This is a genomic window from Nakamurella flavida (genome assembly GCF_030811475.1).
Lineage (GTDB): Bacteria > Actinomycetota > Actinomycetes > Mycobacteriales > Nakamurellaceae > Nakamurella > Nakamurella flavida.
Map to the genome: position 1 here is coordinate 1,138,511 of NZ_JAUSQV010000001.1, position 25,336 is coordinate 1,163,846.

The 25,336-nt window shown below is 74.1% G+C and carries 22 protein-coding genes; 13 read left to right on the forward strand and 9 right to left on the reverse strand.

All coding sequences use genetic code 11. From position 1 onward, the window contains the following. Nucleotides 1–248: 248 nt before the first annotated feature. Genes J2S58_RS05100 through J2S58_RS05120 form a run of 5 tightly spaced genes read left to right on the forward strand, consistent with a single transcriptional unit; the run spans nt 249 to nt 7,354 of the window. The gene (locus tag J2S58_RS05100) at nt 249–2,366 is read left to right on the forward strand and encodes a hypothetical protein (protein ID WP_205257556.1); all 2,118 of its coding nucleotides are present in this window, start codon (nt 249–251) and stop codon (nt 2,364–2,366) included. Then, entirely contained in the window at nt 2,366–3,547 is a 1,182-nt protein-coding gene (locus J2S58_RS05105; RefSeq protein ID WP_205257557.1) for a hypothetical protein, read from the forward strand. The genes J2S58_RS05100 and J2S58_RS05105 overlap by 1 nt, the downstream gene beginning before the upstream one ends. Then, nucleotides 3,460–4,722 carry a CbiQ family ECF transporter T component gene (locus tag J2S58_RS05110; protein WP_306826451.1) on the forward strand — a complete coding sequence of 421 codons (1,263 nt, stop codon included), beginning with the start codon at nt 3,460–3,462 and terminating at the stop codon, nt 4,720–4,722. The genes J2S58_RS05105 and J2S58_RS05110 overlap by 88 nt, the downstream gene beginning before the upstream one ends. Continuing rightward, complete coding sequence (locus tag J2S58_RS05115; RefSeq protein ID WP_205257558.1) at nt 4,719–6,383, forward strand: ABC transporter ATP-binding protein; 1,665 nt, start codon at nt 4,719–4,721, stop codon at nt 6,381–6,383. The genes J2S58_RS05110 and J2S58_RS05115 overlap by 4 nt, the downstream gene beginning before the upstream one ends. Next, nucleotides 6,380–7,354: an ECF transporter S component gene (locus tag J2S58_RS05120; RefSeq protein WP_205257559.1), complete on the forward strand. Its 975-nt coding sequence runs from the start codon at nt 6,380–6,382 to the stop codon at nt 7,352–7,354. Before J2S58_RS05115 ends, J2S58_RS05120 begins: the two co-directional genes overlap by 4 nt. Here the strand turns inward: J2S58_RS05120 and J2S58_RS05125 are convergent. Beyond that, nucleotides 7,268–8,257: a M56 family metallopeptidase gene (locus J2S58_RS05125; protein ID WP_205257560.1), complete on the reverse strand. Its 990-nt coding sequence runs from the start codon at nt 8,255–8,257 to the stop codon at nt 7,268–7,270. The genes J2S58_RS05120 and J2S58_RS05125 overlap by 87 nt on opposite strands. An 8-nt stretch (nt 8,258–8,265) precedes the next feature. After that, nucleotides 8,266–8,613, reverse strand: coding sequence for a BlaI/MecI/CopY family transcriptional regulator (locus J2S58_RS05130; RefSeq protein WP_205257561.1), 348 nt, complete (start codon nt 8,611–8,613; stop codon nt 8,266–8,268). A 193-nt stretch (nt 8,614–8,806) separates the two neighbouring features. Between J2S58_RS05130 and J2S58_RS05135 the strand changes: the two genes are divergently transcribed. Continuing rightward, nucleotides 8,807–9,757 (forward strand): acyl-CoA thioesterase, encoded by a 951-nt coding sequence (locus J2S58_RS05135; RefSeq protein ID WP_205257562.1) that lies wholly within the window; start codon nt 8,807–8,809, stop codon nt 9,755–9,757. A 27-nt stretch (nt 9,758–9,784) separates the two neighbouring features. Here the strand turns inward: J2S58_RS05135 and J2S58_RS05140 are convergent, their stop codons facing one another. Together J2S58_RS05140 and J2S58_RS05145 are read right to left on the reverse strand one after the other, a co-directional pair. Beyond that, a complete protein-coding gene (locus tag J2S58_RS05140; RefSeq protein ID WP_205257563.1) occupies nt 9,785–10,192 on the reverse strand; it encodes a VOC family protein in 408 nt (135 codons plus the stop codon). A 53-nt stretch (nt 10,193–10,245) separates the two neighbouring features. Beyond that, the gene (locus J2S58_RS05145) at nt 10,246–11,241 is read right to left on the reverse strand and encodes a LacI family DNA-binding transcriptional regulator (RefSeq protein WP_205257564.1); all 996 of its coding nucleotides are present in this window, start codon (nt 11,239–11,241) and stop codon (nt 10,246–10,248) included. A gap of 154 nt (nt 11,242–11,395) precedes the next feature. Between J2S58_RS05145 and J2S58_RS05150 the strand changes: the two genes are divergently transcribed. Beyond that, nucleotides 11,396–12,973, forward strand: a complete 1,578-nt coding sequence (locus J2S58_RS05150) for an FGGY-family carbohydrate kinase (RefSeq protein WP_205257565.1) — start codon at nt 11,396–11,398, stop codon at nt 12,971–12,973. A 58-nt stretch (nt 12,974–13,031) separates the two neighbouring features. Continuing rightward, complete coding sequence (locus J2S58_RS05155; RefSeq protein WP_205257566.1) at nt 13,032–13,988, forward strand: ketose-bisphosphate aldolase; 957 nt, start codon at nt 13,032–13,034, stop codon at nt 13,986–13,988. 82 nt (nt 13,989–14,070) lie between these two features. Here J2S58_RS05155 and J2S58_RS05160 read toward each other — a convergent pair whose 3' ends face one another. Beyond that, nucleotides 14,071–16,554: a glycogen/starch/alpha-glucan phosphorylase gene (locus J2S58_RS05160; protein ID WP_306826458.1), complete on the reverse strand. Its 2,484-nt coding sequence runs from the start codon at nt 16,552–16,554 to the stop codon at nt 14,071–14,073. Between the two features lie 467 nt (nt 16,555–17,021). Between J2S58_RS05160 and J2S58_RS05165 the strand changes: the two genes are divergently transcribed. Then, complete coding sequence (locus J2S58_RS05165) at nt 17,022–17,207, forward strand: DUF7455 domain-containing protein (protein WP_205257567.1); 186 nt, start codon at nt 17,022–17,024, stop codon at nt 17,205–17,207. Nucleotides 17,208–17,404: 197 nt separating this feature from the next. Then, nucleotides 17,405–17,938, forward strand: a complete 534-nt coding sequence (locus J2S58_RS05170) for a hypothetical protein (RefSeq protein ID WP_205257568.1) — start codon at nt 17,405–17,407, stop codon at nt 17,936–17,938. Between the two features lie 58 nt (nt 17,939–17,996). Here J2S58_RS05170 and J2S58_RS05175 read toward each other — a convergent pair whose 3' ends face one another. Further along, nucleotides 17,997–19,895, reverse strand: coding sequence for a DEAD/DEAH box helicase (locus J2S58_RS05175; RefSeq protein ID WP_205257569.1), 1,899 nt, complete (start codon nt 19,893–19,895; stop codon nt 17,997–17,999). 431 nt (nt 19,896–20,326) lie between these two features. On the opposite strand from J2S58_RS05175, the gene J2S58_RS05180 reads away from it, so the two are divergent. Continuing rightward, entirely contained in the window at nt 20,327–21,574 is a 1,248-nt protein-coding gene (locus J2S58_RS05180) for a YihY/virulence factor BrkB family protein (RefSeq protein ID WP_306826462.1), read from the forward strand. Nucleotides 21,575–21,592: 18 nt separating this feature from the next. Here J2S58_RS05180 and J2S58_RS05185 read toward each other — a convergent pair whose 3' ends face one another. Beyond that, entirely contained in the window at nt 21,593–21,832 is a 240-nt protein-coding gene (locus tag J2S58_RS05185) for a DUF3039 domain-containing protein (protein WP_205257570.1), read from the reverse strand. A gap of 249 nt (nt 21,833–22,081) precedes the next feature. Here J2S58_RS05185 and J2S58_RS05190 point away from each other — a divergent pair, with 249 nt between their 5' ends. After that, entirely contained in the window at nt 22,082–23,032 is a 951-nt protein-coding gene (locus tag J2S58_RS05190) for a pseudouridine-5'-phosphate glycosidase (protein ID WP_306826465.1), read from the forward strand. Then, nucleotides 23,029–23,907, forward strand: coding sequence for a carbohydrate kinase family protein (locus J2S58_RS05195; RefSeq protein ID WP_205257571.1), 879 nt, complete (start codon nt 23,029–23,031; stop codon nt 23,905–23,907). Before J2S58_RS05190 ends, J2S58_RS05195 begins: the two co-directional genes overlap by 4 nt. Before the next feature lie 89 nt (nt 23,908–23,996). Here J2S58_RS05195 and J2S58_RS05200 read toward each other — a convergent pair whose 3' ends face one another. After that, entirely contained in the window at nt 23,997–24,491 is a 495-nt protein-coding gene (locus J2S58_RS05200; RefSeq protein ID WP_205257572.1) for a DUF3099 domain-containing protein, read from the reverse strand. A 192-nt stretch (nt 24,492–24,683) separates the two neighbouring features. Further along, nucleotides 24,684–25,271 carry an HhH-GPD-type base excision DNA repair protein gene (locus J2S58_RS05205; protein WP_205257573.1) on the reverse strand — a complete coding sequence of 196 codons (588 nt, stop codon included), beginning with the start codon at nt 25,269–25,271 and terminating at the stop codon, nt 24,684–24,686. Nucleotides 25,272–25,336: the final 65 nt, after the last annotated feature.

Consider the following 25,336-nt stretch of genomic DNA (forward strand, 5'->3'; position numbering starts at 1 on the left):
CCCGCAACCGTGATCCGATCCGGTCCCGCTCCGCGCGGGCCGGTCGGGCAGCCGGACACCCGCCGGACGTGGATTCGCTCCCCTCTGTCGAGGACCGCAGGGTGGGGCCCGGACCGCCGTCCCCGGACGGAGTCGACGCTCACGGCCGGCCTTCGGACCGTCCTTGAGCGGTGTGCGCACCTGCGCCCGGACTCCGCCGTCCCCGGTGGGCGGGTGCCTCCTTCGTCCCTCTCGTGGAAGAAGGACCCATGCCCGTCCCGTCCGTCGGCGCTCCGCGCCTCCGTCACCGGTTGGCCTCCGCGGCCGCCGTCCTGGCCCTGGCCGCGGGTGGATCGGTGGTCGGCCTCGCCGTCGCCCCGTCCGCCGCCGCTGCCGCCCCGGCCGCCGTCACCGGCCAGGCCTGTGCCCCCGGCACCGGGGTCACCGTCGTCGTCGACTTCGCGCCCGCCACCGACTCGGCCAGCATCGGCTGCGCCCCGGGTGCGCAGACGAGCATCGGCGCCGCCGCCGCTGCCGCAGGCTTCGTCCTCGAGCCCGCCGGTTTCGTGACGACCATCGACGGCGTCACCGCCCCCTCGACCGGGTACTGGTCGTTCTGGCTGTCCACCGCCGGTGGCACCCTGCCCGGCACCCCCACCGCCGAGTGGAACGCCGCGCAGTACGGCACCGTCTCCCCCGGGCTCCCGGTCGACACCGCCCTCGGATTCATCGTCGACCCCGACTTCAACGACGCCGACTCGCCGGAGCCGCGGATCACCGTGCCCGAGCTGCTCGGGGCAGCTGTGCCGTCCACCGAGCCCACGACCACCGAACCGACGACCACCGAACCGACGACCCCTCCGACGGAGACCACGCCCACCACGGCGACCTCCACCGGTGATCCGTCGACCAGCGACACCAGCACCAGCACCAGCACCAGCGACGCGTCGACGACCGCCACCACGCCGCCGACCACTGGCGTCACCACGGAGCCGACGCCGCCCACGACGACCGCCACCACGAGCCCCACCACGACCGACCCGAGCAGCACCGACCCGAGCAGCACCGACCCGAGCACCCCCGTCGCCGGTGCCCGTGACCTCATCCTGTTCCCCGCGGCCTACGGCCCGTCCGAGGGCGAGCGCACCCGTGCGGCCGCGCAGTGGCTGGCCGGTCAGGTCGTCGCCGACGGCGGCCTGCTCGGTGACGACTACGGCCTGACCGCCGACGCGATCATCGGGCTGTCCGCCGCCGGCGTCGGCCCGGACGCCATCGGCGCGGCCACCATCGCCCTCGCCGGATCCGGCGAGGCGTATATCGGTGCTCCTGCCGCCAGCGCCACCAAGGCCGGCGCCATCGCGAAGACCGCGCTGGCCCTGGAGATCGCCGGCGTCGATCCCACTGCTTTCCCCACCCCGGCCGGCGATCGTGACCTGCTGGCCGAGCTCCGCGCCGCACTGGACGCGACCGGGCAGTTCGGGCCGAACGACTTCCCGCTGGTCCATTCCCTGGCCGTACTCGCCCTGCTCCGCACCGATGCCGGCGTCCCCGCGGACGCGGTGGACTGGCTGATCGCCGCCCAGTGCGCCGATCCGGCCTCGCCGAACGTCGGCGGCTACGGCTTCGACGCCACCGCCCCCTGTGACGCGGTCGACGCCGACAGCACCGCCATCGCCGTGCAGGCCGTGGCCGCGGCCACCGAGACGATCGAGGGCCCGGTCGCCGCCGGTCTCGCCTGGCTGGCAGCGAACCAGCAGGCCGACGGCGGCTGGACCGCCGGCTTCGGTGGATCGAACACCAACAGCACCGGCTTGGCCGTGCAGGCCCTGGGCACCGTGACGGAGCCCGGACTGGACGGCGCCGAGTTCATCGCCGCCAACCAGGTCGCCTGCCCCAGCCTGGACGCCGGCGCCTTCACCGAGGCCGACCTCGGCGCCATCGCCTACGACCCGCAGGCCGCCGCCGACGGTCTCGAGTTCGGCATCGACGAGGTCTCCGCCGATCAGTGGAAGCGGGCCACCGCCCAGGCCGTGCTCGGCCTCGGGGTGCCCACGCTGGACTCGATCACCGCCGAGGGCGCCGAGGAACTGCCGGCGTCGAGCTGCACCGATCCGAACCCGGTGGTCCCGCCGGTCGACCCGCCCCAGCCGGTGAACCCGCCTGCGCCGGCTCCGGTCAACCCGGTTGTTCCGATCACCACGCCCACCAAGGCCTCGGCGACCAAGACCGTGATCGCGGTCAGCCCGCTGCCGAACCGGCCGCTGGCCGAGACCGGTGTCTCCTCCTCCACCCTGCCGCTGGCCGGCGTGGGTGCGGCGATCATCGTGCTGGGCGGGGGCCTGCTGCTCCTCGGTCGTCGGCACGGTCGGGGCAGGCACCAGTCCTGATGCGCCTGTTCCGCCGCCCGTCGGGTGCGGTGGCCGCGATCCTGATCGCGGCCACCGCCCTGATGGGCACCCCCGCCCACGCGGCTGAGTCCCACGGCGCTGTGCCGCAGCGCATCTCGGCTCTCCCGGGGGACTCGGTTCACACGGCGGCCGCCGCGCGGGACGGCTACTGCACGGCCGGTGACACCGCCGCCGTCACCGTCGTCGTCGACTTCGGATCCCTCGGCGGCGGGACGATCGTGCGCTGCGCGAGCGGTCTGTCCCGCGGGGCCACCGGTCTGCAGGCGCTGGCCGCGGCCGGCATCTCCACCACCGGCACGGTCAGCGACGGCGGCGGCTTCGTCTGCCGGCTGGACGGCCGCCCGGCGGCGGACGAGATCGTCCCGCTCCCCACCGACCCCGGATACACCGAGCAGTGCGTGGAGACCCCGCCCGCCGCGGCAACGTGGTCGTACTGGTCGGCGCAGGACGGTGGCTCGTGGGGCTACAACACGGCCGGGGCCGGGAACCGTCGGGTACAGCTCGGCGGGTTCGAGGGCTGGTCGTTCGCGGCCGGTGACGGCACCCCGCCGGGTGTCAGCCCGCGCCTCCCCGCGGCTCCCGCGCCGGAGCCTGCACCTGCGCCGCAACCGGCCCCCGCACCTGCTCCCGCCGTACCTGCTCCTGCCCCGGCAGCCACCACCCAGGCCGCCGCCCCGGCAGCACCGGCCCCCGGCACCACCAGTGGCTCCGGCAACAGCGGTGGCTCCGGCAACAGCAGTGGCTCCGCGAACAGCGGCGGCAACGCCGACGACGGCTCGGCCGCCGGCGCACCCACCTCCACCGCCGCGGCGGGCGGTGCGGCCGGGACCACCGACCCGGCGGCCGGCGAGCCACCCGCTCCTGCATCCGATCCGGCCGCATCCGGCCCGGCCGCATCCACCGAGGCCACCCCGGTCACCACGGCGTCGGCCCCGACCACCGCGGTCAGCACATCGGCTCCCACCACCGCGTCCAGCACCACCGCACCCCCCACCTCCGCGTCCACCACCACCGCGCCCACCACCACCGACGTGGACGCCGCCGCAGCCGCGTCCGGCGGGTCCGGCGCCGGGTGGTGGACCATCGGGGGTGTCGTGCTGCTCGCCGCCCTCGCCGGGGGAGGTCTGGTCCTGGCGCGGCGTCGGCGGGTGGAGGACTGATCACGACCACCGGCCCGGCCCCCCGCGCGAGCCATCCCGCCCGCCCCGGCGTCCCCGCCGAACAGGCCGGGGCGGCCGGGTCCGAGCCGCGCCGCTGGGTCCGGCCGCGGTACCTGCACCCGGGGGCCTGGTGGCTGTGGGCGCTCGGTCTGGCCGTCGCGGCCACCCGGACCACCAACCCCGTCCTGCTCCTGCTGCTGATCGCGGCGGCCGGGCTGGTGGTGATGGCCCGGCGGCCGTCCGCCCCGTGGGCCACCTCGTTCCGCCTCTACCTGATCCTCGGTGCGGTCGTCGTGGCCATCCGGGTGCTGTTCCGGATCGTCTTCGCCGGCGAGGGGACCACCGTGCTCCTCTCCCTGCCCACCCTCGACCTGGGCGGTCTCGTCCCCGGCCTCCGGCTGCTCGGGCCGGTCTCCGCGGAGGCGGTGCTGGGCGGCGCCTACGACGGTCTGCGCCTGGCCACCATGCTGGTGTGCGTGGGTGCGGCGAACTCCCTGGCCGACCCACGGCGGTTGCTGGCCGCCGTCCCGTCGGCCCTGTACGAGCTGGGTACCGTGCTGGTGGTCAGCGTGACGGTGTTCCCCCAGCTGGCCGAGTCGCTCCGCCGGGTGCGGCGGGCCCGGGCTCTGCGGGCCGGCCCGCGGCGGGGGCGCCGGACGCTGCGGGGCATCGTCATCCCGGTGCTGACCGACGCGTTGGACCGTTCGCTGCTGCTGGCCGCGGCGATGGACTCCCGCGGCTACGGGCGCCGCGGACCCGTCCCGGTGCGCACCGCCCGGGTGACCTCGGCCCTGCTGCTGGTCGGGGTGCTCGCCCTGTGCGTGGGCGTGTACGCCGTCCTGGACGGGGGCATCCCCGCTGCGGTCGGGACCGGGGCGATCGTCGGCGGGCTGCTGGTGGGCGCGCTGGGCTTCGGGGTGGCCGGTCGCCGGGTGCGCCGGACCCGCTACCGCCCCGACCCCTGGCGGGTGCGCGAGACCCTCGTCGCCGCTTGTGGTCTCGGGGTCGGCGGCATCCTGATCGCCCTCGCCGAGTACGCGCCGGCCCCGCTGTACCCCGCGGTGGCACCGCCGGCCCTGCCCCAGCTGACGCCGCTGCTGCTGGCCGCCGTGGTGCTGGCCGCCCTGCCCGCCCTGCTGGCCCCGCCCCTGCCGCCCGCCGGGGCGGGCCGGTGATCGACTTCGCCGCGGTCTCGCTGACCTATGCCGACACCGACGCCCCCACCCTGCGGGAGGTCGACCTGCACATCGCCGAGGGCGATCTCGCCCTGGTCGTCGGACGCACCGGCGCCGGGAAGTCCACCCTGCTCGGCGCGGTCAACGGCCTGGTCCCGCACTTCTCCGGGGGCACGCTGTCCGGCCGGGTGACCGTGGCCGGGCTGAGCACCGCGGACCATCCGCCCCGTGAGCTGGCCCGGGTGGTCGGCGTGGTCGGCCAGGACCCGCTGGCCGGGTTCGTGACCGACAGCGTCGAGGACGAGCTGGCCTTCGGCATGGAGCAGCTGGCCGTCCCGCCGCAGACCATGCGCACCCGCGTCGAGGAGATGCTCGACGTGCTCGGCATCGCCGAGCTGCGCGGGCGATCGCTGCGGTCGCTGTCGGGCGGCCAGCAGCAACGGGTGGCCATCGGCTCAGTCCTCGCTGCGGGGCCGCGCATCCTGGTGCTGGACGAGCCGACCAGCGCGCTGGACCCGACGAGCGCCGAGGAGGTGCTGGCCACCCTGCTGCGCCTGGTCCACGACCTCGGGGTGACCGTGCTGATCGCCGAACACCGCCTGGAACGGGTCGTGGAGTACGCGGATCTGCTCGTCACCGTGGGGGTGGACGGCCGGGTGGCCGCGGGGTCGCCGGCGGAGATGATGGCCGGACTGCTCGCCGGTCCGGGGGCGGTGCCGCTCGTCCCGCCCGTCGTCCGGCTGGGCGGGATCGCCGGGTGGTCGCCGCTGCCGTTGTCCGTCCGGGCGGCCCGCCGGGCCGCCGGGCCGCTGCGCGAACGGCTCGCCGACAGCGATCCGGCCGCCTTCCCCGCCGGCCCCGCCGGTCCAGCCGCCCCCGCCGGCACCGTGCCGGCCCCGGCCGAGCTGCTCCGGGCGTCGGGGGTGGTCGTCGCCTACGGCACCACCGTCGCGGTGTCCGGGGTCGACCTGGCCCTGGCCGCCGGCGAGGTGGCCGCGCTGATGGGCCGCAACGGGTCCGGCAAGTCCAGTCTGTTGTGGGCGTTGAGCGGGGCCGGGCGGCGGCGGGCCGGCCGGGTGGCCGTGCGGGGTGCGGATCCGGCGGCCGTCGGGCCCCGGCAGGCCCGGGCGCTGGTCGGGTTGGTGCCGCAGACCCCGGCCGATCTGCTGTACCTCGAGACGGTGGGGGCCGAGTGCGCCGAGGCCGACCGGGAGTCCGGCGCCGCCGCCGGTGACTGCGCCGCCCTGCTGGCCGCTCTCGTCCCGGGCATCGATCCCGCCCAGCACCCGCGCGATCTGTCCGAGGGGCAACGGCTGGCCCTGGTGCTGGCCGTCCAGCTCAGCGCGCGGCCGGCGGTCCTGCTGCTGGACGAACCGACCCGCGGTCTGGACTACCCGGCCAAGGCCGCGCTGACCGTCGTGCTCGCCGAGCTGGCCGCCGCGGGCACCGCGGTGCTCGTCGCCACCCATGACGTGGAGTTCGTGGCCCGGACCGCCCACCGGGTGGTGGTGATGGCCGGGGGGGAGATCGTCGCCGACGGGCCGACCGTCGAGGTGGTGCACGCCTCGCCGATGTTCGCCCCGCAGGTGGCGAAGGTGCTCGCCCCGCAGCGCTGGTTGACCACCGACCAGGTCGGCGCCGCGCTGGCGGGGCGGCGATGACCCGCCCGCCCGCCGTCGTCCCGGTGTCCCGGGCCTCGGCCCTGGTCCTGGCGATCGCCTCGGTCGCCGGGCTGCTGGTGTTCGCCTGGCCGCTGCTCCTGCAGGCCCCGCCGGCCGACTCCCTGGCGCAGGGTCATACCGCGGACGCCCCGTTCGTCTTCATGGTCATCCTGCCGGTGCTCGTGGTCCTCGTCCTCGCCCAGATCGGCGACGGCGGCATGGACAGCCGGGCGCTGGCCATGCTGGGCGTGCTCTCGGCGGTGAACGCGGCCGTCCGCATGCTCGGCGCGGGCACCAACGGCATCGAGACGGTGTTCTTCCTGCTCATCCTGGCCGGACGGGTCTTCGGGCCGGGCTTCGGTTTCGTCCTCGGCAACACCTCGTTGTTCGCCTCCGCGCTGCTCACCGCCGGGGTCGGGCCGTTCCTGCCGTTCCAGATGCTCGCGGCGGGCTGGGTGGGGATGCTCGCCGGGCTGCTCCCCCGCCGTGTCGCGGGCCGGGCGATCACCGGTGTCGCGGAGATCGCCCTGCTCATCGTCTACGGAATCGTCGCGGCGTACGGGTTCGGGCTGCTGATGAACCTGTGGTTCTGGCCGTTCGTCACCGGCACGGGGGCGACCGGGTCGAGCTCGTCGCTGTTGTCGTACGTGCCCGGGGCGCCGCTCGGGGAGAACCTGGGCCGGTTCCTGCGGTTCACCCTGCTCACCTCGACGGCCTGGGACACCGGCCGGGCCGTCACCAACGCCCTGGCCCTGGCCCTGCTCGGCCCGGCCGTGCTGGCCGTGCTGCGGCGGGCGGTGCGGCGGGCGGCCTTCGGCGCGCCGGTGACGTTCCGACCGGCCGATGCGGCAGCCGCGACCGGCGGCGTTCCCGCCCGGCCGGGGTCACCAGCCGAGCAGCAGCAGTACCGGGGGGACGCTGAGCAGGGCGGCGGCGGCCAGGTAGACCAGCGCGGTGACCGCGCCGGGTAGCGGGGCCGGGTCCAGCAACCGGCGCACCCGGCGGGTGATCTGGACGCCGTCGACCTCGGCGGCCCCGGATGCGGTCGGCAGCTCCGCCGCCGCCGCCGGACGGTTCGCCGACCGGCCACCGTCGGCCAGGGCGACGCGGGCCAGCGCCGCGGCCAGCGTGGCCTGCGAGCTCCGGGTGCAGGCCGCGTCGTCGGCGAGCATCTCGGTCAGCTCGGCCACCGCCCGGCGGGCCGGGCGCACCCCCGGCACGCGGCCGAGCGCCGCCGCCCAGGCCTGGAACGGCAGGGCCAGCAGGTCGTGCCGGGATCGCAGATGGGCGCGTTCGTGCTCGACCACGGCGCCCAGCTGGTCGACGTCGAGCAGGTCCAGCATCCCCACCGACAGCACGATGCGGGCGTGGAAGCCGGGGAGCGTGTAGGCCACGGCGCGGTCGTGGTCCAGGATGCTGACGTCGGCCGCGGCCTCCCGGGCCCCGCCTCCGGTGAACGGGCTCGGTGCCGTCAACAGGTCGAGCAGCTCGCGATGGGCGCGGCGCCGGCGCAGGGTGAGGACGACGCACCGGATCAGCACGGTGAGCAGCGCGCCGGCCAGCAGCACCGCGGCCAGCCCGGCGGCGATCCGCCAGGCGGGCAGTTCGCCGAACACCCGACCGGTGACGAGATGGGTCAGCCCGGTCCAGGCCGCGTGCGGAAAGGACCCGGGGAAGGGCGCGACCGCCAGCACGACACCCGCGCCGACCAGCGACAGCCCCGCGGCCAGGCAGACGGCTTGCCAGAACACCAGGGCGGCGCGGGGGGTCCGGGCCGGCCAGCTCGCCCGGGCCAGCACCGCGCTGACCGGCGCGGTCAGCACCACCCCGGTGATCGTCGACCCCAGGGCCAGCAGCTCTGCCGGCGGCGCCACCGCCGAGCTCAGCGACCGTCGAGGGCGCGCCGGAGGGCGTCCAGGTCCTCCGCGGAGACCTGCCCGACGAAGCGGGCCAGGGCGGCGTCGCGGTCACCGGCGGTGTCCAGGGCCTCGTGCATCAACGAGGCGGTGTGCTCCTCGCGGGTGGCGACGGCCTCGTAGCTGTGCGCCCGCCCGTCCCGGGTCCGGCGCACCACGCCCTTGGTCTCCAGCCGGGAGAGCACGGTGAGCACGGTGGTGACTGCCAGCTCACGGCCCGGCAGGGCATCGGCGACCGCTCGCGCGGTCATCGGGCCGTCGGCGTTCCAGAGGGCGTCGATGACCGCCCGCTCCAGTTCGCCCCGTCCCGCCATACCGGCATCCTGTCACACACCGCGTTCGGGTTCTACCACACGTAGAACATGACCGCCGATGTCACACCTCGGGCGGGTCACGCCCCGGGGTGCCGGGTCGGGGCGGGATGCGGTCCAATGACGGTCCGTCCGCCGGCGCCGGCTCCCCCGGAGCCGGGATGCGACGGGTACGGCGGGATGCGGAGGACGGACCATGGGCACCGGCGCCAGAGCCATCACGCTGCGGTTCCTCGCCGCCCCGACGGACGTCGCGTTCCTCGGCGGCTCGGCGGTGGCCGGCGGCCGGGTGCTGGAGTGGATCGACAAGGCCGCGTACGCCTGTGCGGTCGGCTGGAGCGGCGGGTACTGCGTCACCGCGTACGTCGGCAACGTGAACTTCTCGCGGCCCATCTCCTCCGGCGAACTGGTCGAGGCCCGCGCCGTCCTGGTGCACACCGGCCGGTCCAGCATGCACATCGAGGTGACGGTGGCCTCGGCCGATCCGTTGGACGGGCGGTACTCCCCCGCCACCTCCTGCACCGTCATCTTCGTCGCGGTGGGCGACGGCGGCCGCCCCCGCGAGGTCCCGCCGTGGGTGCCGGCGACCCCCGACGACCGGGCCCGGGACGCCGCGGCCGCCGACAAGATCGCGCTGCGGCGGGACATCGAGGCGGCCATGAAGGAGCAGACGTACACCGGGGACAGCACCGCCGCCACCGCGACACTGCAGTTCCTGGCCGCCCCGTCCGACGTCAACTGGGGCGGCAAGACGCACGGCGGCACGGTGATGCGCTGGATCGACGAGGCCGCGTACGTCTGCGCTGCCGGGTGGACGGGCGGGAAGGCCATCGCCGCGTACTCGGGCGGGATCCGGTTCTACGCCCCGATCCTCATCGGCGATCTGGTGCAGGTCACCGCCCGGCTGATCTACACCGGCCGGAGCAGCATGCACATCTCGGTGCACGTGCGGTCGGGCGATCCGCGGGAGACCAAACGGCGGCTGACCACCCACTGCCTCACCGTCTTCGTGGCCCTGGACACCGACGGCCGCCCCACCCCGACGCCCCGGTGGGCACCGAGCACCGCCGAGGACATCCGCCTGGACACCCACGCGCGGCACCTGATGGAGCTGCGGTCCCGGCTCAGCCCGGTCCACCCGTCCTGAGACCGCCCCACCGGCCGCGGACGGGAGTCAGCCGCCGAGCCCGGTCGGCGGCCGGACGTCCCGCCGGATCGGGTGGTCGGGCGGGATCTCGACGATCACCAGCCGGTTGCCGTCCGGGTCGGCGATCCACATCTCGATCAGCCCCCACGGCTCCTGAACGGGCGCCCGGAGCACCTGCACCCCGGCCGCGGCCAGTCGTTCGTGCTCGGCGCGCACGTCCCGCACCTGCAGCCAGATCGTCGAACCCCCGGCGCGGCCCGGCTCGCCCGACCCGGACACCTCGATGAATCCGGTGCCGGCGTGGAAGACCAGGCCCGGGGCGTCGGGCGGACCGAACTCCCGGGAGACGGCCAGCCCCAGCACGTCCCGGTAGAACGCCTGGGACCGAGCACGGTCGGCGGGGCGGAGCAGGATGCGACTGGCCAGGACGTCCACCCGGCGATTGTCACCCACCCGGGGCGCCCGTGCCGCCGCTGGAGACGGGGCGGTCAGCGGACGGTGGACCGGGTCCGGCTCCCCACCGTCGCGGTGAGGGTGACGCTGCGCACGGGCTGGTCGGCGTCCGCGATGCGGGACAGCAGCATCCGGCCGGCCTCGGCCCCCAGCTCGTACGCGGGTTGGGAGACCAGCACGATGTCCGGGGAGAGCAGTGAGGTCCACGGGGCGTCGTCGAAGGTGGCCAGGCGGAGGCCCGGCCCGATCCGACGGCCCGCCTCCGCCACGGCGCCGAGGGCACCGACGGTCATCAGGCTGCTGGTGACCACCAGCGCGTCCACTCCCTCGCGCAGCAGGCGGGCGGTCGCGTCCCGGGCCGAGTCCACCCGGAAGTCGGTGTAGCGCACCAGGTCCGGGTCGACGGGCAGACCGGCGTCGACGAGGGCCTCGGTGTATCCGGCCACCCGTTCGGTGGTGGTGAAGGTCCGTCGGGCACCGGTCACGCACCCCACCCGACGGGCACCCTCGGCGACGAGCCGGGTGACGGCCTGGTGGGCCGCCGTCCGGGTGTCGACCAGCACGACGTCGGTGGCCGGTGGGCGCCCACCGAGGGGGCGGTCCATGCAGACGACCGGGATGCCCGAGTCGCGCAGAGCGGTCACGTCCACCCGGGGCGAGGTCGGGGTGAGGACCATCCCGGCCACCCGCATCCGCCCCGCGACGCGGAGGTACTCCTGCTCCTTGACGGCGTCCTCGTCGGAATTGCCGAGCAGCACCGAGTAGCCGGCGGCGCTGGCCACGTCCTCGACCCCCCGGGTGGCCCCGGTGAAGAGCGGGTTCTCGATGTCGGCGACGACCAGTGCCCAGACCGACTGCGACCGGGTGCGCAGACCGCGGCCCAGCGCACTGGGCGCGTACCCGAGATCGGCGGCGGCCGCCCGCACCCGCTGCACCGTCTCGGGCCGCGCGCGCGGGTCACCGTTGAGGATGCGGGAGACGGTGGAGATGGCGACGCCGGCCCGCTGGGCGACGTCCTTGATCGTGGCCATCGCACCTCCCGCACCGTCACCCGGACAAACGTTTCCTGGCCGCCCGCGAGGATTGGCAGGCAGATTGGCCCTACCGTAACCGGTCTCGTACCCATCACCCCGGCCCGGCGATTGACCGACCCGGACGACGACCGTAAACTGCGGAAACGTTTCCGTGGCCGTCGCCGTCGATCCCGCCCTCCGCGGAGTCCGGCCCGACCACCGGGGTACCGACGAGGGGGCAGCTGCGGTGAGCGTCCTGGGCATCGATCTGGGCACCAGCGGGTGCCGGGTCGTCGCCTACGACACGGACCTGGTCGAGATCGCCGGGGCCACCGGGCACTACGCGGAGTCCCACCCGCGGCCCGGCATCGTCGAGCTCGACGCCCGCCACGTGCACGCCGCCGTCGACGGGGCCGTCCGGGCCGTCGCCGCCCGGGTCGGCGGCGACCGGATCACCGCGCTGGCCATCGCCACCCTGGGCGAGGCCCTGGTGCCCTGGGGGCGCGGGTCGGCCGATCCGCTGGCCGTCACCCCCCTGGGGTCGGACCGCCGCGGCACCGACCAGCTCGCCCGTTTCCTGCAGGCCATGCCCGCCGACGAGCTGCGGGCCCGGACCGGCGCCCCGGTCCACCCCATGTTCGGGGTGTGGAGTCTGGCCTGGTGGCGCGAGCACGCACCGTGGTGGCCGCAGCTGACCCGGATCACCGACATGGCCGGCTCCCTGCTGCACCACTGGGGGATCGAGCCCGCCGTCGACTACACCCTCGCCGCCCGCACCCAGGCCTTCGCCGTCGACGCGCGCCGGTGGGACACCGACATCCTGGCCGCGGTGGACGTCGACCCGGCCCTGCTGCCCACGCCCGTTCCGGTCGGCACCCCGTTGGGGACGCTGCCGTCCGCGGTGGCCGCCGGACTGGGGCTGACCGGCTCGGTGCAGGCGGTGGCCGGCGCGCACGACCAGACGTGCGCCCTGTGGGGCTCGGGCCTGGTCGCCCCGCACCGGTCCGGGCTGTCGCTGGGCACCACCGAGTGCCTGACCAGCCTGACCCGGGGGCGGCCGGACGGGCTGATCGAGTCCAACATCTCCGCCTACCCGTCCGACGACGGCGACACCTGGGTGACCCTGGCCGGCGTCCCGGCGGGCGGGTCGAACCTGCTGTGGCTGGCCGGCCTGAACGGCACCGACCCGACGACCACGCTGAGCGCGGTGATGGAGCGACTCCCCGCCGAACCGTCACCGGTGCTGGCCCTGGCGCATTTCCTCGGCTCCGGAACGGTGGAGAACGACGCCGGTTCCCGCGGCGCCTTCCTGGGCCTGACGCACGACACCACCAGCGCCGACCTGGTTCTCGCCCTGATCGAGGCGTCCGGGCACGAGATGGTCATCAACCTGGCCGCGCTGCACCAGCACGGTCACGCCCCGCGGGACACCATCCGGGTCACCGGGGGCGGCATCCGCAGCCGCCGCGCCGTGCAGGCCCGCGCCGACGCCGCGGGCGTCCCGCTGCAGCCGGTGGCCGGGCACACCACGGCCCGCGGCGCCGCCATGGTGGCCGGGGCCGGCACCGGCGTGTGGTCCGACCTGGCACAGGCGGCCGCCCTGGTGCACCCGCAGGAGATCATCGACCCCGACCCGGCCGTGGCCGACTGGCACGCCGGCCGACGCCGCCAGTACGCGCTGCTGTCCCCGGCGCTGCGTGCGGTGCAGGCCGCCGCCCCGGCCACCCTGGCCCCGCTCGGCCCACCCTGATCCCCCGTCCGCCGGGCATCGAGCCCGGCGGCCGGAGTACCCCGACGAAAGGTTTGTCATGGCTCTGCGCAGTATGGCCGCCGTCCTGTCCGACGCCGATGCCTCCGGTCACGCGGTCGGCGCCTTCAACGTGTCCGACGTGCTGCAGGCCGAGGCCGTCCTGGAGGCCGCCTCCCGGGCGAAGGCGTCGGTCATCGTGCAGACGCTCGCCGGCGTCTCGCCCTACCTGAACGAGGACCTGTACTGGGCGCTGCTGCGGCGCACCGTGGAGGCCTATCCCGACGTGGACGTGGCCCTGCACCTGGACCACGGCCCGGACGCGCTGACCTGCCGGCGCGCGGTCGACGCCGGTTTCACCTCGGTGATGATCGACGGCAGCCTGGGCGCGGACCGGTCGACCCCCGCCACGTTCGCCGAGAACGTGGCACTGACCAGCGAGGTCACCGCATTCGCGCACGCCGCCGGGGTCTCGGTGGAGGGTGAGCTCGGCACCATCGGCGGGCACGAGGGGGCCGACAAGGTCAAGGAGATCATCCTGGCCGACCCCGACCAGGCCGTGGAGTTCGTGCAGACCACCGGCGTCGACGCGCTCGCCGTCGCGGTCGGCACCTCGCACGGCGCGTACAAGTTCGCCCAGGAGCCGGTGGGCCACGTGCTCCGACAGGACCTGATCAGCCGCATCCACGAGCTGCTGCCGCAGACCTACCTGGTGCTGCACGGATCGTCGTCGCTGCCCGGGTCGCTGCGCAGCCGGATCAACGCCGCCGGCGGCGGGGTGCCCGAGTCGTGGGGCGTCTCCGACGACGAAAAGGTCGAGGCCGTCCGGCGCGGCGTCCGCAAGATCAACCAGGGCATGGACTCCCACCTGGCCTTCGCCGCGGGCCAGCGCGAGGCGATGGCCGCCGACCTGATGGCGGTGGACCCCGCGGACGCGCTGCGCCGGGGCCGCGAGGAGATGACCGACATCATCGAGCGCCGCATCCGCATCTTCGCGCTCCAGGACGCCCCGGCCTGATCCGCATACAGGGGCGCCCCTAGGGGGGCCCTGCCCGAGGCCGCGTCGCCGACCGTTAACCCTCGCGGTCGGCGACGCGGTCTCAGCCGGTCGGACCGGCGACCGGCACCGGCTTGGCGTGCCAGATCCGGTCCAGGTAGTCCTGGATGGACCGGTCGGAGGAGAAGTACCCCGACCGGGCGGTGTTGAGGACGGCGCTGCGGGTCCACGCCTTCGTGTCCCGGTAGGCGACCTCGACCTCGTCCTGCGCGGCGACGTACGCGTCGTAGTCGGCCAGGGCCAGGAACCGGTCCTGGTAGAGCAGCGAGTCCACCAGCGGCGCGAAGGCCTCGGTGTCGCCGCCGGAGAACTCCCCGCTCGCCACCGCGTCGAGCGCCTTGCGCAGCCCGGGGCTGGACGCGTAGTGCTCGTGCGGCTGGTAGCCGGCCGTCTGGATCGCCTGCGCCTCCGGCTCGGTCAGCCCGAACAGGAAGAAGTTCTCCGCGCCGACCTGCTCGAGGATCTCGACGTTGGCGCCGTCCAGCGTGCCGATGGTCAGCGCACCGTTCAGGGCGAGCTTCATGTTCCCGGTGCCCGAGGCCTCCTTTCCGGCCAGCGAGATCTGCTCGCTGAGATCGGCGGCGGGGATAAGGATCTCGGCCAGCGAGACGTTGTAGTTGGCCGGGAACGCCACCTTCAGCCGACCCTTCACCGCGGGGTCCGCGTCGATGGTCGTGGCCACCGCGTTGATCAGCGCGATGGTGTCCTTGGCGATGCGGTAGCCGGGCGCCGCCTTGGCCCCGAAGAGCACCACGCGCGGGACGATGTCCAGGTCGGGGTTCTCCTGGATGCGCTGGTACAGGGTGATGACGTGGAGCAGCTTGAGCGTCTGACGCTTGTACTCGTGCAGCCGCTTGACCATGACGTCGTACAGCGCGGCCTGCGGGAGCACGATGCCCTGGCGGCGTTCGACGAGCTCGGACAGCCGCGACTTGTTGGCCGACTTGATCGCGGCGAAACGCTCGAGGAACGACGCGTCGTCGGCGTAGGGCTCCAGCTGCTGAAGCTCCGCGAGGTCCTTGAGCCAGCCCTCGCCGATGGTCTCGGTGATCAGGCCCGAGAGCCCCGGGTTGGCCAGCCGGACGAACCGGCGGGGGGTGACGCCGTTGGTGACGTTGGTGAACTTCTCCGGCCAGTGGGCGGAGAAGTCGGTCAGCACCTTGTCGCGGAGCAGCTGGCTGTGCAGCTCGGCCACGCCGTTGACCTTGGTGCCGACGACGGTGGCCAGGTACGCCATCCGGACGGCGCGCTCCGGGTGCTCCTGGATGATCGACATCCGCCGCACCCGCAGCTCGTCGCCCGGGTAGGCCTCGCGCAGATCGGCCAGGAACTCGTCGTTGAGCCGGTAGATGATCTCCAGGTGTCGCGGCAGCAGCCGGCCGAGCAGCTCCACCGACCAGACCTCGAGCGCCTCGGGCAGCAGGGTGTGGCAGGTGTAGTTGAAGACCTGGCGGGCGATGTCCAGCGCGACGTCCCAGGCGATCCCGCGCTCGTCGACCAGGATGCGGATGAGCTCGGGGATGGCGATGACCGGGTGGGTGTCGTTGAGCTGGAAGACCACCCGCTCGGGCAGCCGGCGCAGGTCGAAGTCGGCCGGCAGCACGTTGTCCAGGTAGTCGCGCAGCGAACAGGCGACGAAGAAGTACTGCTGCTGCAGGCGGAGCTCCTTGCCCTGGGGCGTGGAGTCCTCCGGGTACAGCACCTTGCTGATGTTCTCCGCGAATGCCTGCGCCCGCACGGCCTGCAGGTAGTCGCCGCTGTTGAAGACCTGGAGGTCGAAGGCCTGGGTGGCCCGCGCGCTCCACAGGCGCAACGCGTTCACGTTCTCTGTGCGATACCCGGGAACCATGTAGTTGTAGGGGATCCCGATGACCTCCCAGCCGTGCACCCACGTCGTGGCCACCGAGCCGTCGTCGCGGTGCTCGGTCTCGGTGTGGCCTGCGAACCGGACCTTGACCCCCATCTCGGGGTGCGGGAACTCCCACGGGGAGCCGTTGGTGAGCCAGGAATCGGGCTGCTCGACCTGGACGCCGTCCACGAAGGTCTGCCGGAAGATGCCGTACTCGTACCGGATGCCGTAGCCGACGGCCGGGATCTGCATGGTGGCCAGGGAGTCGATGAAGCAGGCGGCGAGACGGCCCAGGCCGCCGTTGCCCAGGCCCGGCTCCAGTTCGGCCTCGCGCAGGGTCGTGATGTCGATACCGAGCCGCTCCATGGACTGCTCGGCGATCTCGGTCAGACCGGAGGCGAGCAGGTTGTTGTCCAACTGGCGGCCGAGCAGGTACTCGGCGGACAGGTACACCACCGCCTTGGCCTTCGCCTTGCGCTGCACGTTCAGCGTCTCCAGCCAGCGCGACATCAGCTGCTGGCGCACCGTCCGGGCCAGCGCGAAGTACAGGTCGTTGGTGGTCGCCCGGGCGAGCACCACGCCCTGCCCGAACTGCAGGCGCTTGAGGAACTCGGTGGTGAACGTGTCGACGCTGTCGACGTCGGACGGCACGATGGCGGGGTACCTGGGTTCTGACACGGGAGCAGAGTAGCGACCCGGTGTTGTCGTGACGTTGGCCCCTGGCGCATTCCCGGCCCGGGCCCGCCGACCCCGGGGCCCACCCGCCGACCCCGTCCGGGACGGCCGTCACAGGCCCGTGACCTGCCCGAAACCCCCTCGTCGTCGAACCGTTGTGAACACGCTCACCTCCCGGGGCCGGCCGTGCTCCGCGCCGCGCCACGGCTGTTCGCTGCTGGTGAATTCACCCGGTGCGCACCGGAACAGGTGGCACGATGAAGAAGTCCCGTTCCTCCACCTCCACCGGTCCTCACGGCCGGTGGCGACGAATTCCCGGCCGGAAGTCCCCGACATCGGGGAAACCACGGTCTTGACGGCTACTGGGGAAGAACGAGCGCGATGCGGTCGTTGAACACCTCGGAAGTCGCCGCAGGACTCGAGCGCAGGCCGTGCCACCGCTGCGGCGGTGACCGACGATGGGAGATGTCATGACAGGAACTTTGGCCCAGCCCGTGCTGACCGCGGCGGACCGGTGCGATCGCTGCGGAGCGGCCGCGCAGGTGCGCGCCGTGCTGCCGACCGGCGGGGAGCTGCTCTTCTGCGGCCACCACGCCCGCGCCCACCAGGCGCGCCTCGAGGAGCTCGCCGCTCAGCTGCACCACTCCGAGAGCTGATCGCACCGATCACCGACCGATACCGCCGGCGCCCTGCGCCGGCCCGCCATCAGGGGCGGTCCGCCACGGCGGGCCGCCCCTGATGGTTTCTCCCGCCTCCCGCAGGCGCGGTACGGCATGATCGGGCGGTCGCCCCGTGGTCGCGGGTCGGCGGACCCACCCGTCCGGGGTGGGCGTGCGCCCGGAGGGGGTCCACCGTGAGCCGTCCCGGGATGCCGATCGCCGCGAGCGGGCGTCCATACATCCCCACCGCCGTCATGGCCCCCCGCGCCGATCCCGTCGGTGCGGCCCTGCTGCTGCTGGCCGGGTTCGCCGGCATCCTCCAGCTGGTGGCGCCCTGGCGCACCGCGACCTGGCCGCAGGTGGGAACGGGGCTCGGCACCGGCACGGGCTACGAGCTCTTCCAGAGCCTGCGGAACCTCCCCGACCCCGGGCTCACCCAGACCGCCGCCTCCTACGCGGTGCTCGCCGTCGGGGTCGGCGGCGGTGCGCTCGTGCTGCTGGGTCTGCTGCTGCTGACGCCGATGGACCATCGCCCGATGGGGACCGGGGCGCTGCTGGTGGCCGTCGTCGGCCTGATCGCCGGGTGTCTGCTCGTCCTGCGGTCGACCACCCTGTTCGGCATCAGCGCCGCGGGGATGTTCACCGGGGCCCAGGCCGGGTGGTACCTGTTCCTGGCCTGCGGGGTGCTCGGTCTGTTCGGTTCGGTGAAGGCGCTGGCCACCGGCTGACACCGGCAGGCACACCCCCGGACGACGACCCGGGGAACATCACGATGAGATGGCCGGCTCAGAGCAGCCCGAGCAGGTGGTCCCGCCGGCGTTCGAGCAGATCCGGCCCGGCCGCGGCGGAAGCCGGACCCGGCACCGAGCGGCGCAGCTGGGCGTGCACGGAGGCGTGCGGGCTGCCGGTCCGGGCGGCCACCCTGGACACCAGCTGGTTGACCTCCCGCCGCAACGCGGACGCGGCCCGCCAGCCGGCCACCTCGTCGTCGTGCTCGTGCGGCTCGTCCGGCCCGCCGAGCGCGTGCTCCCGGGCCGCGGCGTCCACCCGTTTGCGCAGATCACCGTCGCGGCGGGCCAGCAGGGCCGCCGTCTGCTCCGGGGTGAGCAGCCCGGGCAGTCCGAGGTAGGCCTCGTCCTGCTCGGTGACCGGGGCGGCCGCCCCGGTGTGCACGGCCACCCCGTACCCGATGCCCGACGGACCCGCCCCGGTCGGCTCCGGGGTCGCGGTCACGGCGCGGCCGGAGTGCAGCAGATGGGCGAACTCCGCCTGGGACTCCAGGCCCTCGACGATGTCGCGGATCCGTTCGGTCTCACCCTGCTCGGGCATGTCCAACGGGTCGACCAGCTCGCCGTCCGGGTCCTCGTCGGCCTTGGGCGGCGGCATCATGACGAAGTCGCGGTCCTGCTCGAGCTCCGCGGCCAGCGCCAGCAGCGGCCGCACGGCGGGCAGGAAGACGGTGGCCGACTCGTGTTCGCCCCGGGCCCGCACCACGCGACCGACGGCCTGGGCGAAGAACAGCGGGGTGCGGTAGCTGGTCAGCCAGGCCAGGCAGGCGGCCCGCGGGATGTCCACACCCTCGGAGATCATTCGGACGCACACCACGATGCGGGCGGTGGAGGTGCGGAACGACTCGATGCGCTTGGAGGCGGCCGGGTCGTCGGACAGGATCAGCACCGGCTTGGTCCCGGTGATCCGCCGGACCACGGTGGCGTAGGCGCGGGCGGCGTCCTGGTCGCTGGCCAGGATCAATCCGGCCGCGTCGGGCATGCCGTGCTCGCGCAGGTGGGTGATCCGCTCGTCCATGGCCGCGATGACGTGCGGGACCCAGCCGCCGGTCGGGTCCAGGGCCGTCTTCCAGGCCGCGGCCTCCACGGCCTTGGTGCCCGAGTCGGTGAGCGAGGCCGCGATCACCTCACCGGCACTGTTCCGCCACCGGGACACGCCCGTGTAGGCGGCGAAGACCACCGGTCGCACCACCCGGTCGGCCAGGGCCTGCCGGTAGCCGTAGGTGAAGTCGGCCAGCGAACGCAGCATGTCGCCGTCGGTGCGGTAGCCGACGAACGGGATCCGCTCCCCCGGCCGGGTCCGGAACGGGGTGCCGGTCAGGCTGAGCCGGCGGTGCACCTCGTCGAACGCCTCGGCGGTCGCCTCGCCCCAGGAGAGCCCGTCGCCGGCGTGGTGGATCTCGTCCAGGATGACCAGCGTCCGCCGGGTGCGGCACCGGGCCGCGTGGATCGCCGGACGCCCGGCGACCTGGGCGTAGGTGGTGACGTAGCCGTGCGCGCCGTCGGGCACCGGACCCTGGGCGTTGGTCATGCCCGGGTCCAGGACGAGGCCGATACCGCCGGCGGCGTCGGCCCACTGGGTGCGCAGGTGATCGGTCGGGCAGACCACCACCACCCGGTCCACGGTGCGCCGCTGCAGCAGCCGCGCCGCCACCGCGAGGGCGAAGGTGGTCTTGCCCGCACCGGGGGTGGCGGTGACGAGGAAGTCGCGGCGGGGCGGGGCGGGGATCGACCGACCGCCCGGCAGCTCGACGGCGGCGGGCGGATCGGCCGGGGCGTGCGCCGCGTCGTAGGCCTCCAGGGCGACCAGCTGCCAGGGCCGCAGACGGGACTCGTCGATGCCGATGCTGCGCAGCGGATGCGCGGAAGACCGGACGGCGGACCCCCCTGATGCCATGTGCCGCAATCCCCCTCGCCTGACGTAAGACCGCACGAAGACCCTCGCCACACCCGCCGCGGACGATGTCCGGCAGGGCGTCTCGAGGGCCTCGACGCCCGACCCTACCGGCCCGCGCGGCCCGTCCCCGGAGGCGTGCGGGCGCGGTCGGCGCGTCCTGCGGCCGCCTCTGCCGGGAGGCGGCGGGCAGCGCCCGTCCCGACCTGCGACGGCCCGTCCGGGCAGCCGGCCGGCGTCCCCGGACCAGTGGGACACCGGTCACCCGCGTGTCGCCGCGCACCCGACCGTCCGCGCCGTCCGGCGCACCGGATGGATCGTCGGGTGGATCGCCGGATGGATCGCACAGGGGGAACGCAAAGGGTGGATCACATTGTGGCGGCGGCGGTGGTGTCGCGTTCCCGTCGGAGCTCCCAGCGGGCATGCTCGTGGTCGTGACTCGTTCTGCCGATGAGCCCGACGCCCAGCCAACGGCCGTCGGCACCCGACCCACCCTCGATCCGGCCGTGCCGTCGACGGACGGGTCGACGGATGGCGACGCGTACTCCCCGGACTGGGGACGGGCGGGCGGTACGCCCGTCAGCCCCCCACGCGACGGGGAATGGCCCGTCCCCGGCGACCAGGCCGCACCCGCCCGCGGTCGACGCCCCGAACTGCTGACCCGCCGGCCCGGCATGGGCACCGATCGCGAACCGCTCGACCCCGGTGACGACTTCACCCTGCCGTGGCACCGCAACGGCACCGGCCCGGTCCCCACCCTGCACGGACCGGTCAAGCACCGGTGGCGCAAGGTCGCCGGGCGCACCCTGAGCAAGGCCTGGGGGGACTCGCTCTTCGGGATGAGCTCGCAGGCCGCGTTCTGGTGCGCCCTGTCCACCGCGCCCTTGCTGCTGGCCCTGCTCGGCCTGGTCGGGTACGTGCTGCACTGGTTCCCGGCCGGGACGATCGACCAGGTCCGCGACCAGATCTTCGTGTTCCTGAACCAGATCTTCGACCGGGAGGTCGCCGACAACCTGGTCGGCGACACGGTCAACACCATCCTGGACAACGGTCGCAGCGATGTCGTCTCGGTCGGTCTGGTCATCAGCCTGTGGGCCGGATCCTCGGCCATGTCGGCGTTCGTGGAGTCGATCACCATCGCCTACGGGCAGCACGAGGTGCGGCACCCGGTGGTGGAGCGGTTCTTCGCCCTCGGCCTCTACCTCGTCGCGCTGTTCGCCGGGATCCTGCTCCTGCCGCTCGTCGCGATCGGCCCGGAGTACCTGCCCCGGCTGTTCCCCCAGGACTGGCGGGACAACGTGGCCTCGATCGTCAACATCTCGTACTACCCGGTCCTGGCGATCAGCATGATCCTGCTGCTGACCACGCTGTACAAGGTCGCGCCGAAGCATCGGCACGCCTGGAAGCGGGGGCTGCCGGGGGCGTTCCTGGCCGCGGCGGTCTTCCTGGTGGCCAGCTTCGGACTGCGGCTCTACCTGTCGTACGTGTACTCGCACGGGCTGACCTACGGAGCGCTGGCCACCCCGATCACGTTCCTGCTCTTCTACTACTTCGCGTGCATGGCCATCGTCATCGGCGCGCAGTTCAACAACGCCCTGCTCGAGTTCTACCCGCCGCGGCGTTCCCGGCGGGAGCTCAAGCGCTGGCAGAAGTACCAGCCCGTCGAGCCGGCCCAGGCCTGAGCCGGGGCCGGCCCGGGGTCAGTCGCCCTGGGGCAGCGACTGGTAGATCTTCTTGCAGTCCGGGCACACCGGGGAGTCCGGCTTGGGCGACCGGGTGACCGGGAACTTCTCGCCGCACAGCGCGGTCACGTGCGTGCCCATCACCGCGGACTCGGCCATCTGCGCCTTGTCGACGTAGTGGAACATCTTCGGGGTGTCGTCGCCGGTCCGGTCGGTGGTCTGCGTGTCCGGCTTCTCGAGCACCTCGGTGCTGGTCATGGCTTCTCCCTCGGCTGTGCTGCCCCGGCTCGGGTCGAGTCCGGTGTGCTGTCGGGCCCGCACGCCGCGGTCCACGTGTGTGCAGGGTCTCCGGGATGCGGACGACTGGCGCCCGATCCGTCGTTCATGATGCCATCGCGACGCGATCGCCGACCCGGCCCGAGCCGGTCGGCCCCCACACATCCGCCGCACCCACCGCGATCACCGGCCCGCCGTCCCGCACCGCCCTCACCCCAGGAGTCGTCACCCGTGAGCCCCGCCCTGCACGTCCATCCCGAGGTCGCCGAGGCGCTGGCCACCGGCCGGGGCGTCGTCGCCCTGGAGTCCACCCTGTTGGCGCACGGGCTGCCGGAGGGGGACAACCGTCGGGTCGCCGACGAGCTGGAGGCCACGGTCCGGGCCGCGGGCGCCGTCCCCGCCACCATCGCGGTGTTCGACGGGGTGGCCCACATCGGCCTGGACGCCGACCGGCTCGACCGGCTGTGCACCCCGCCGGCCGACGGCGCCCTCCGCAAGCTCTCCGTCCGGGATCTCGGCCCCGCCGCCGGACTCGGCCTGTCCGGCGCGACCACCGTCGCCTCGACGGCGGCGCTGGCCCACCGGGTCGGCGTGGAGGTCTTCGCCACCGGCGGCCTGGGCGGGGTGCACCGGGTGTTCCCGGTGGGCTCCGGAGCGGCCTTCGACATCTCCGCCGATCTGGGCGTGCTGGCCCGCACCCCGATCGTCGTGGTCTGCGCCGGGGTGAAGTCGATCCTGGACGTGCCGAACACGCTGGAGTACCTGGAGACGCAGTCGGTGGCCGTGCTCGGCTACCGCACGGACGCGTTCCCCGGCTTCTACCTGGCCGACTCCGGTCAGGGCGTGCCGTGGCGGGTGGAGCAGCCGGGCGAGGTCGCCGCGATCCTGCGGGCCCAGCAGGAGCTGGGGGTGGCCTCCGCCGGTGTGGTGCTGGCCCAGCCGCTCCCGGTGGACCGCCAGCTCGATCCGACCCTGCACGACGCGACCCTGGCGCAGGGCATGGAGCTGCTGCGGTCCCGGGGCGTCGTCGGCAAGGACGTCACCCCGGCCCTGCTGGAGTTCTTCCACCACCACACCGGCGGCGAGAGCCTGCGGGCCAACATCGAGCTGGTGTCGGCCAATGCGGGGCTGGCCGGTCAGGTCGCCGTCGAGCTGGCGGCCACGCCCCGCGCCACCCCGTGACCGCGACCCGGCCCCACGTCACCGTGGTCGGCGACGTGGGGCTCGACGTGCTCGCCGTCCTGGGCGGCCCGGTCGCCGTCGGCCAGGACACCCGTGCCCGGATCACCTCGGTCCCCGGCGGCGCCGGCGGCAACACCGCCGCGTGGCTCGCCGACCACGATCTGGACGTCTCGCTGATCGCCCGGGTCGGCGACGACGAGGCGGGCCGGACGGCGACCACCGAACTCTCCGCGATGGGGGTGGACTGTCGCTTCGCCCGCGATCCGGAGCTGCCCACCTGCTGCGTCGTGGTCATCGTGACCCCCGACGGCGACCGGACCATGTTCGCCGACCGCGGCGCCAACTCCGCCTTCTGCGTCGACGACGTCGATCTGCCCGTCCTGGCCGCTCCGGGACATCTGCACGTCTCCGGCTACGTCCTGCTCGACGACGGGTCCCGGGCCGCCGGTCTGGCCGCCCTGGACCGGGCCCGGGCGGCCGGATGGACAACGTCGGTCGATCCGCAGGCCTCGGTGCACATCGCCGATCTGGGCGGGGCGGTGTTCCTGGACTGGATCCGTGGGGTGGACCTGCTGCTGCCCAACGACTCCGAGCTCGCCGCCCTCGGTGGTGCGGACGCGGCGCTGGCCGCGGTCGGCACGGTGGTGGTGACGCACGGCCGGGACGGGGCGTCCTGGCTGTCCCCGGACGAACGGATCAGCGTGGCCGCACCGCGCAGCCACGACTCGGACTCCACCGGGGCGGGCGATGCGTTCAACGCCGGACTGCTGTCCACCCGGCTGCGCGGGGGCAGCGCCCGGGAATCCCTGACGGCGGGAGTGGCCGCCGGCACCGCGGCGGCCCAGCACGTCGGCGCCCGCCCGCGCCGCCCCTGATCGCCCCCGGAACACCCCGCCCTGCCCCGGAGACAGCAGAAGGGCCGACCCCACGGGGTCGGCCCTTCGTGCGTGGGACACGTGCGCGCTCAGCGGTTGGCGGTGTCCCCGGTGGTGCCGTCGACGACGATGGCCGAGCTGAGCTGCTTGCGCTGTCCGGCCAGACCGCGCTCCGGATCGACGGTGGCGACCGGCGCGGGTGCCGGGTGCCGCTTGCGGGGCGCCCGGTCGTTGGCGATGAGCACCGCGCACCAGGGCAGCGGGATGGACACGGCGATGACCAGCACGGCCAGCCACGGGGTCTGGTAAAGCATGGCCGCGATGACCAGCAGCGGCACACGCAACGACATGGTGAGCAGGTAGCGCTTGCGGCGGCGCGCGAGCTGCTCGTCGTAGGACGCCTCGACCTCGGTGATCACCGTGGTCTCGGCGCGCCGCTCGGCCGCGCTCATCCGGAGCTTGCGGGCCTGCTTCGACGAGTGCGACGTCTCGTAGACGAAGCTGCCGTCGTCGGACCGGTAGGGGCCATCGGCACCCTGCTCCGGGCCGGAGGTGGAACGATCGTCCTGCGCTGCGGTCGACATTCCTGCCGGACCCCCGCTTCTGCGTTCTTCGTACTGGTGTCGGTGCGAGCCCGAACGGGCCGCATCGCTGTCATCGGACCGTCCTGACCTGCAACGGCCGATGAGTTCCACGCTACGCCGCAGCATGTCGCCACGAGCGGTCGCGGAGTGCCCCGGGCCGCGAGGAACATCACCTGTGCAGGTGCATCCGGTTCAGCCGCCCTGCTCGGCCTTCGCGGCTGCCTTGGCCGCCTTCTTGCTGGCCCGGACGCGGCCCAGCGATTCGTCGTCGACGACGTCGGCCACCGACCGGAAGCAGCCGTCCTCGCCGTACGCGCCGGCGGCCTCCCGCCAGCCGTCCGGGGTGACGCCGTACTGCTTCCCGAGCAGGGCGGTGAAGATGGCCGCCTTCTGCGCGCCGAACCCGGGCAGCAGGGCGATCCGTTCCCGGATCTCGGCCCCCGTCCCGGCATCGGCCCAGATCCGGGCGGCATCGCCGTCGTAGGTGTCGACCAGCACCCGGCAGACGGCCTGGACCCGCGCCGCCATCGAACCGGGGAAGCGGTGGACCGCCGGGCGCTGCGCGCACAGGGCGGCGAACTCGTCCGGGTCGGCGGCCGCGACGGCCGCCACGTCGAAGGTGCCCCCCATCCGCTCCGCGATCACGGCCGGCCCGGCGAAGGCCTTCTCCATGGTGATCTGCTGGTCGAGGACCATGCCGATGAGCAGGGCGTTCGGATCCGTGGACAGCAGGGCGTCGGCCCGCGGGTCGCCGGTGATCGTCAGGGCGTGGTCGCTCATGGGCCGAAGGGTGGCACACGCCGTCGACGACGGCACCCGGGTGGTTGACTCGCCCGGGGCACAGC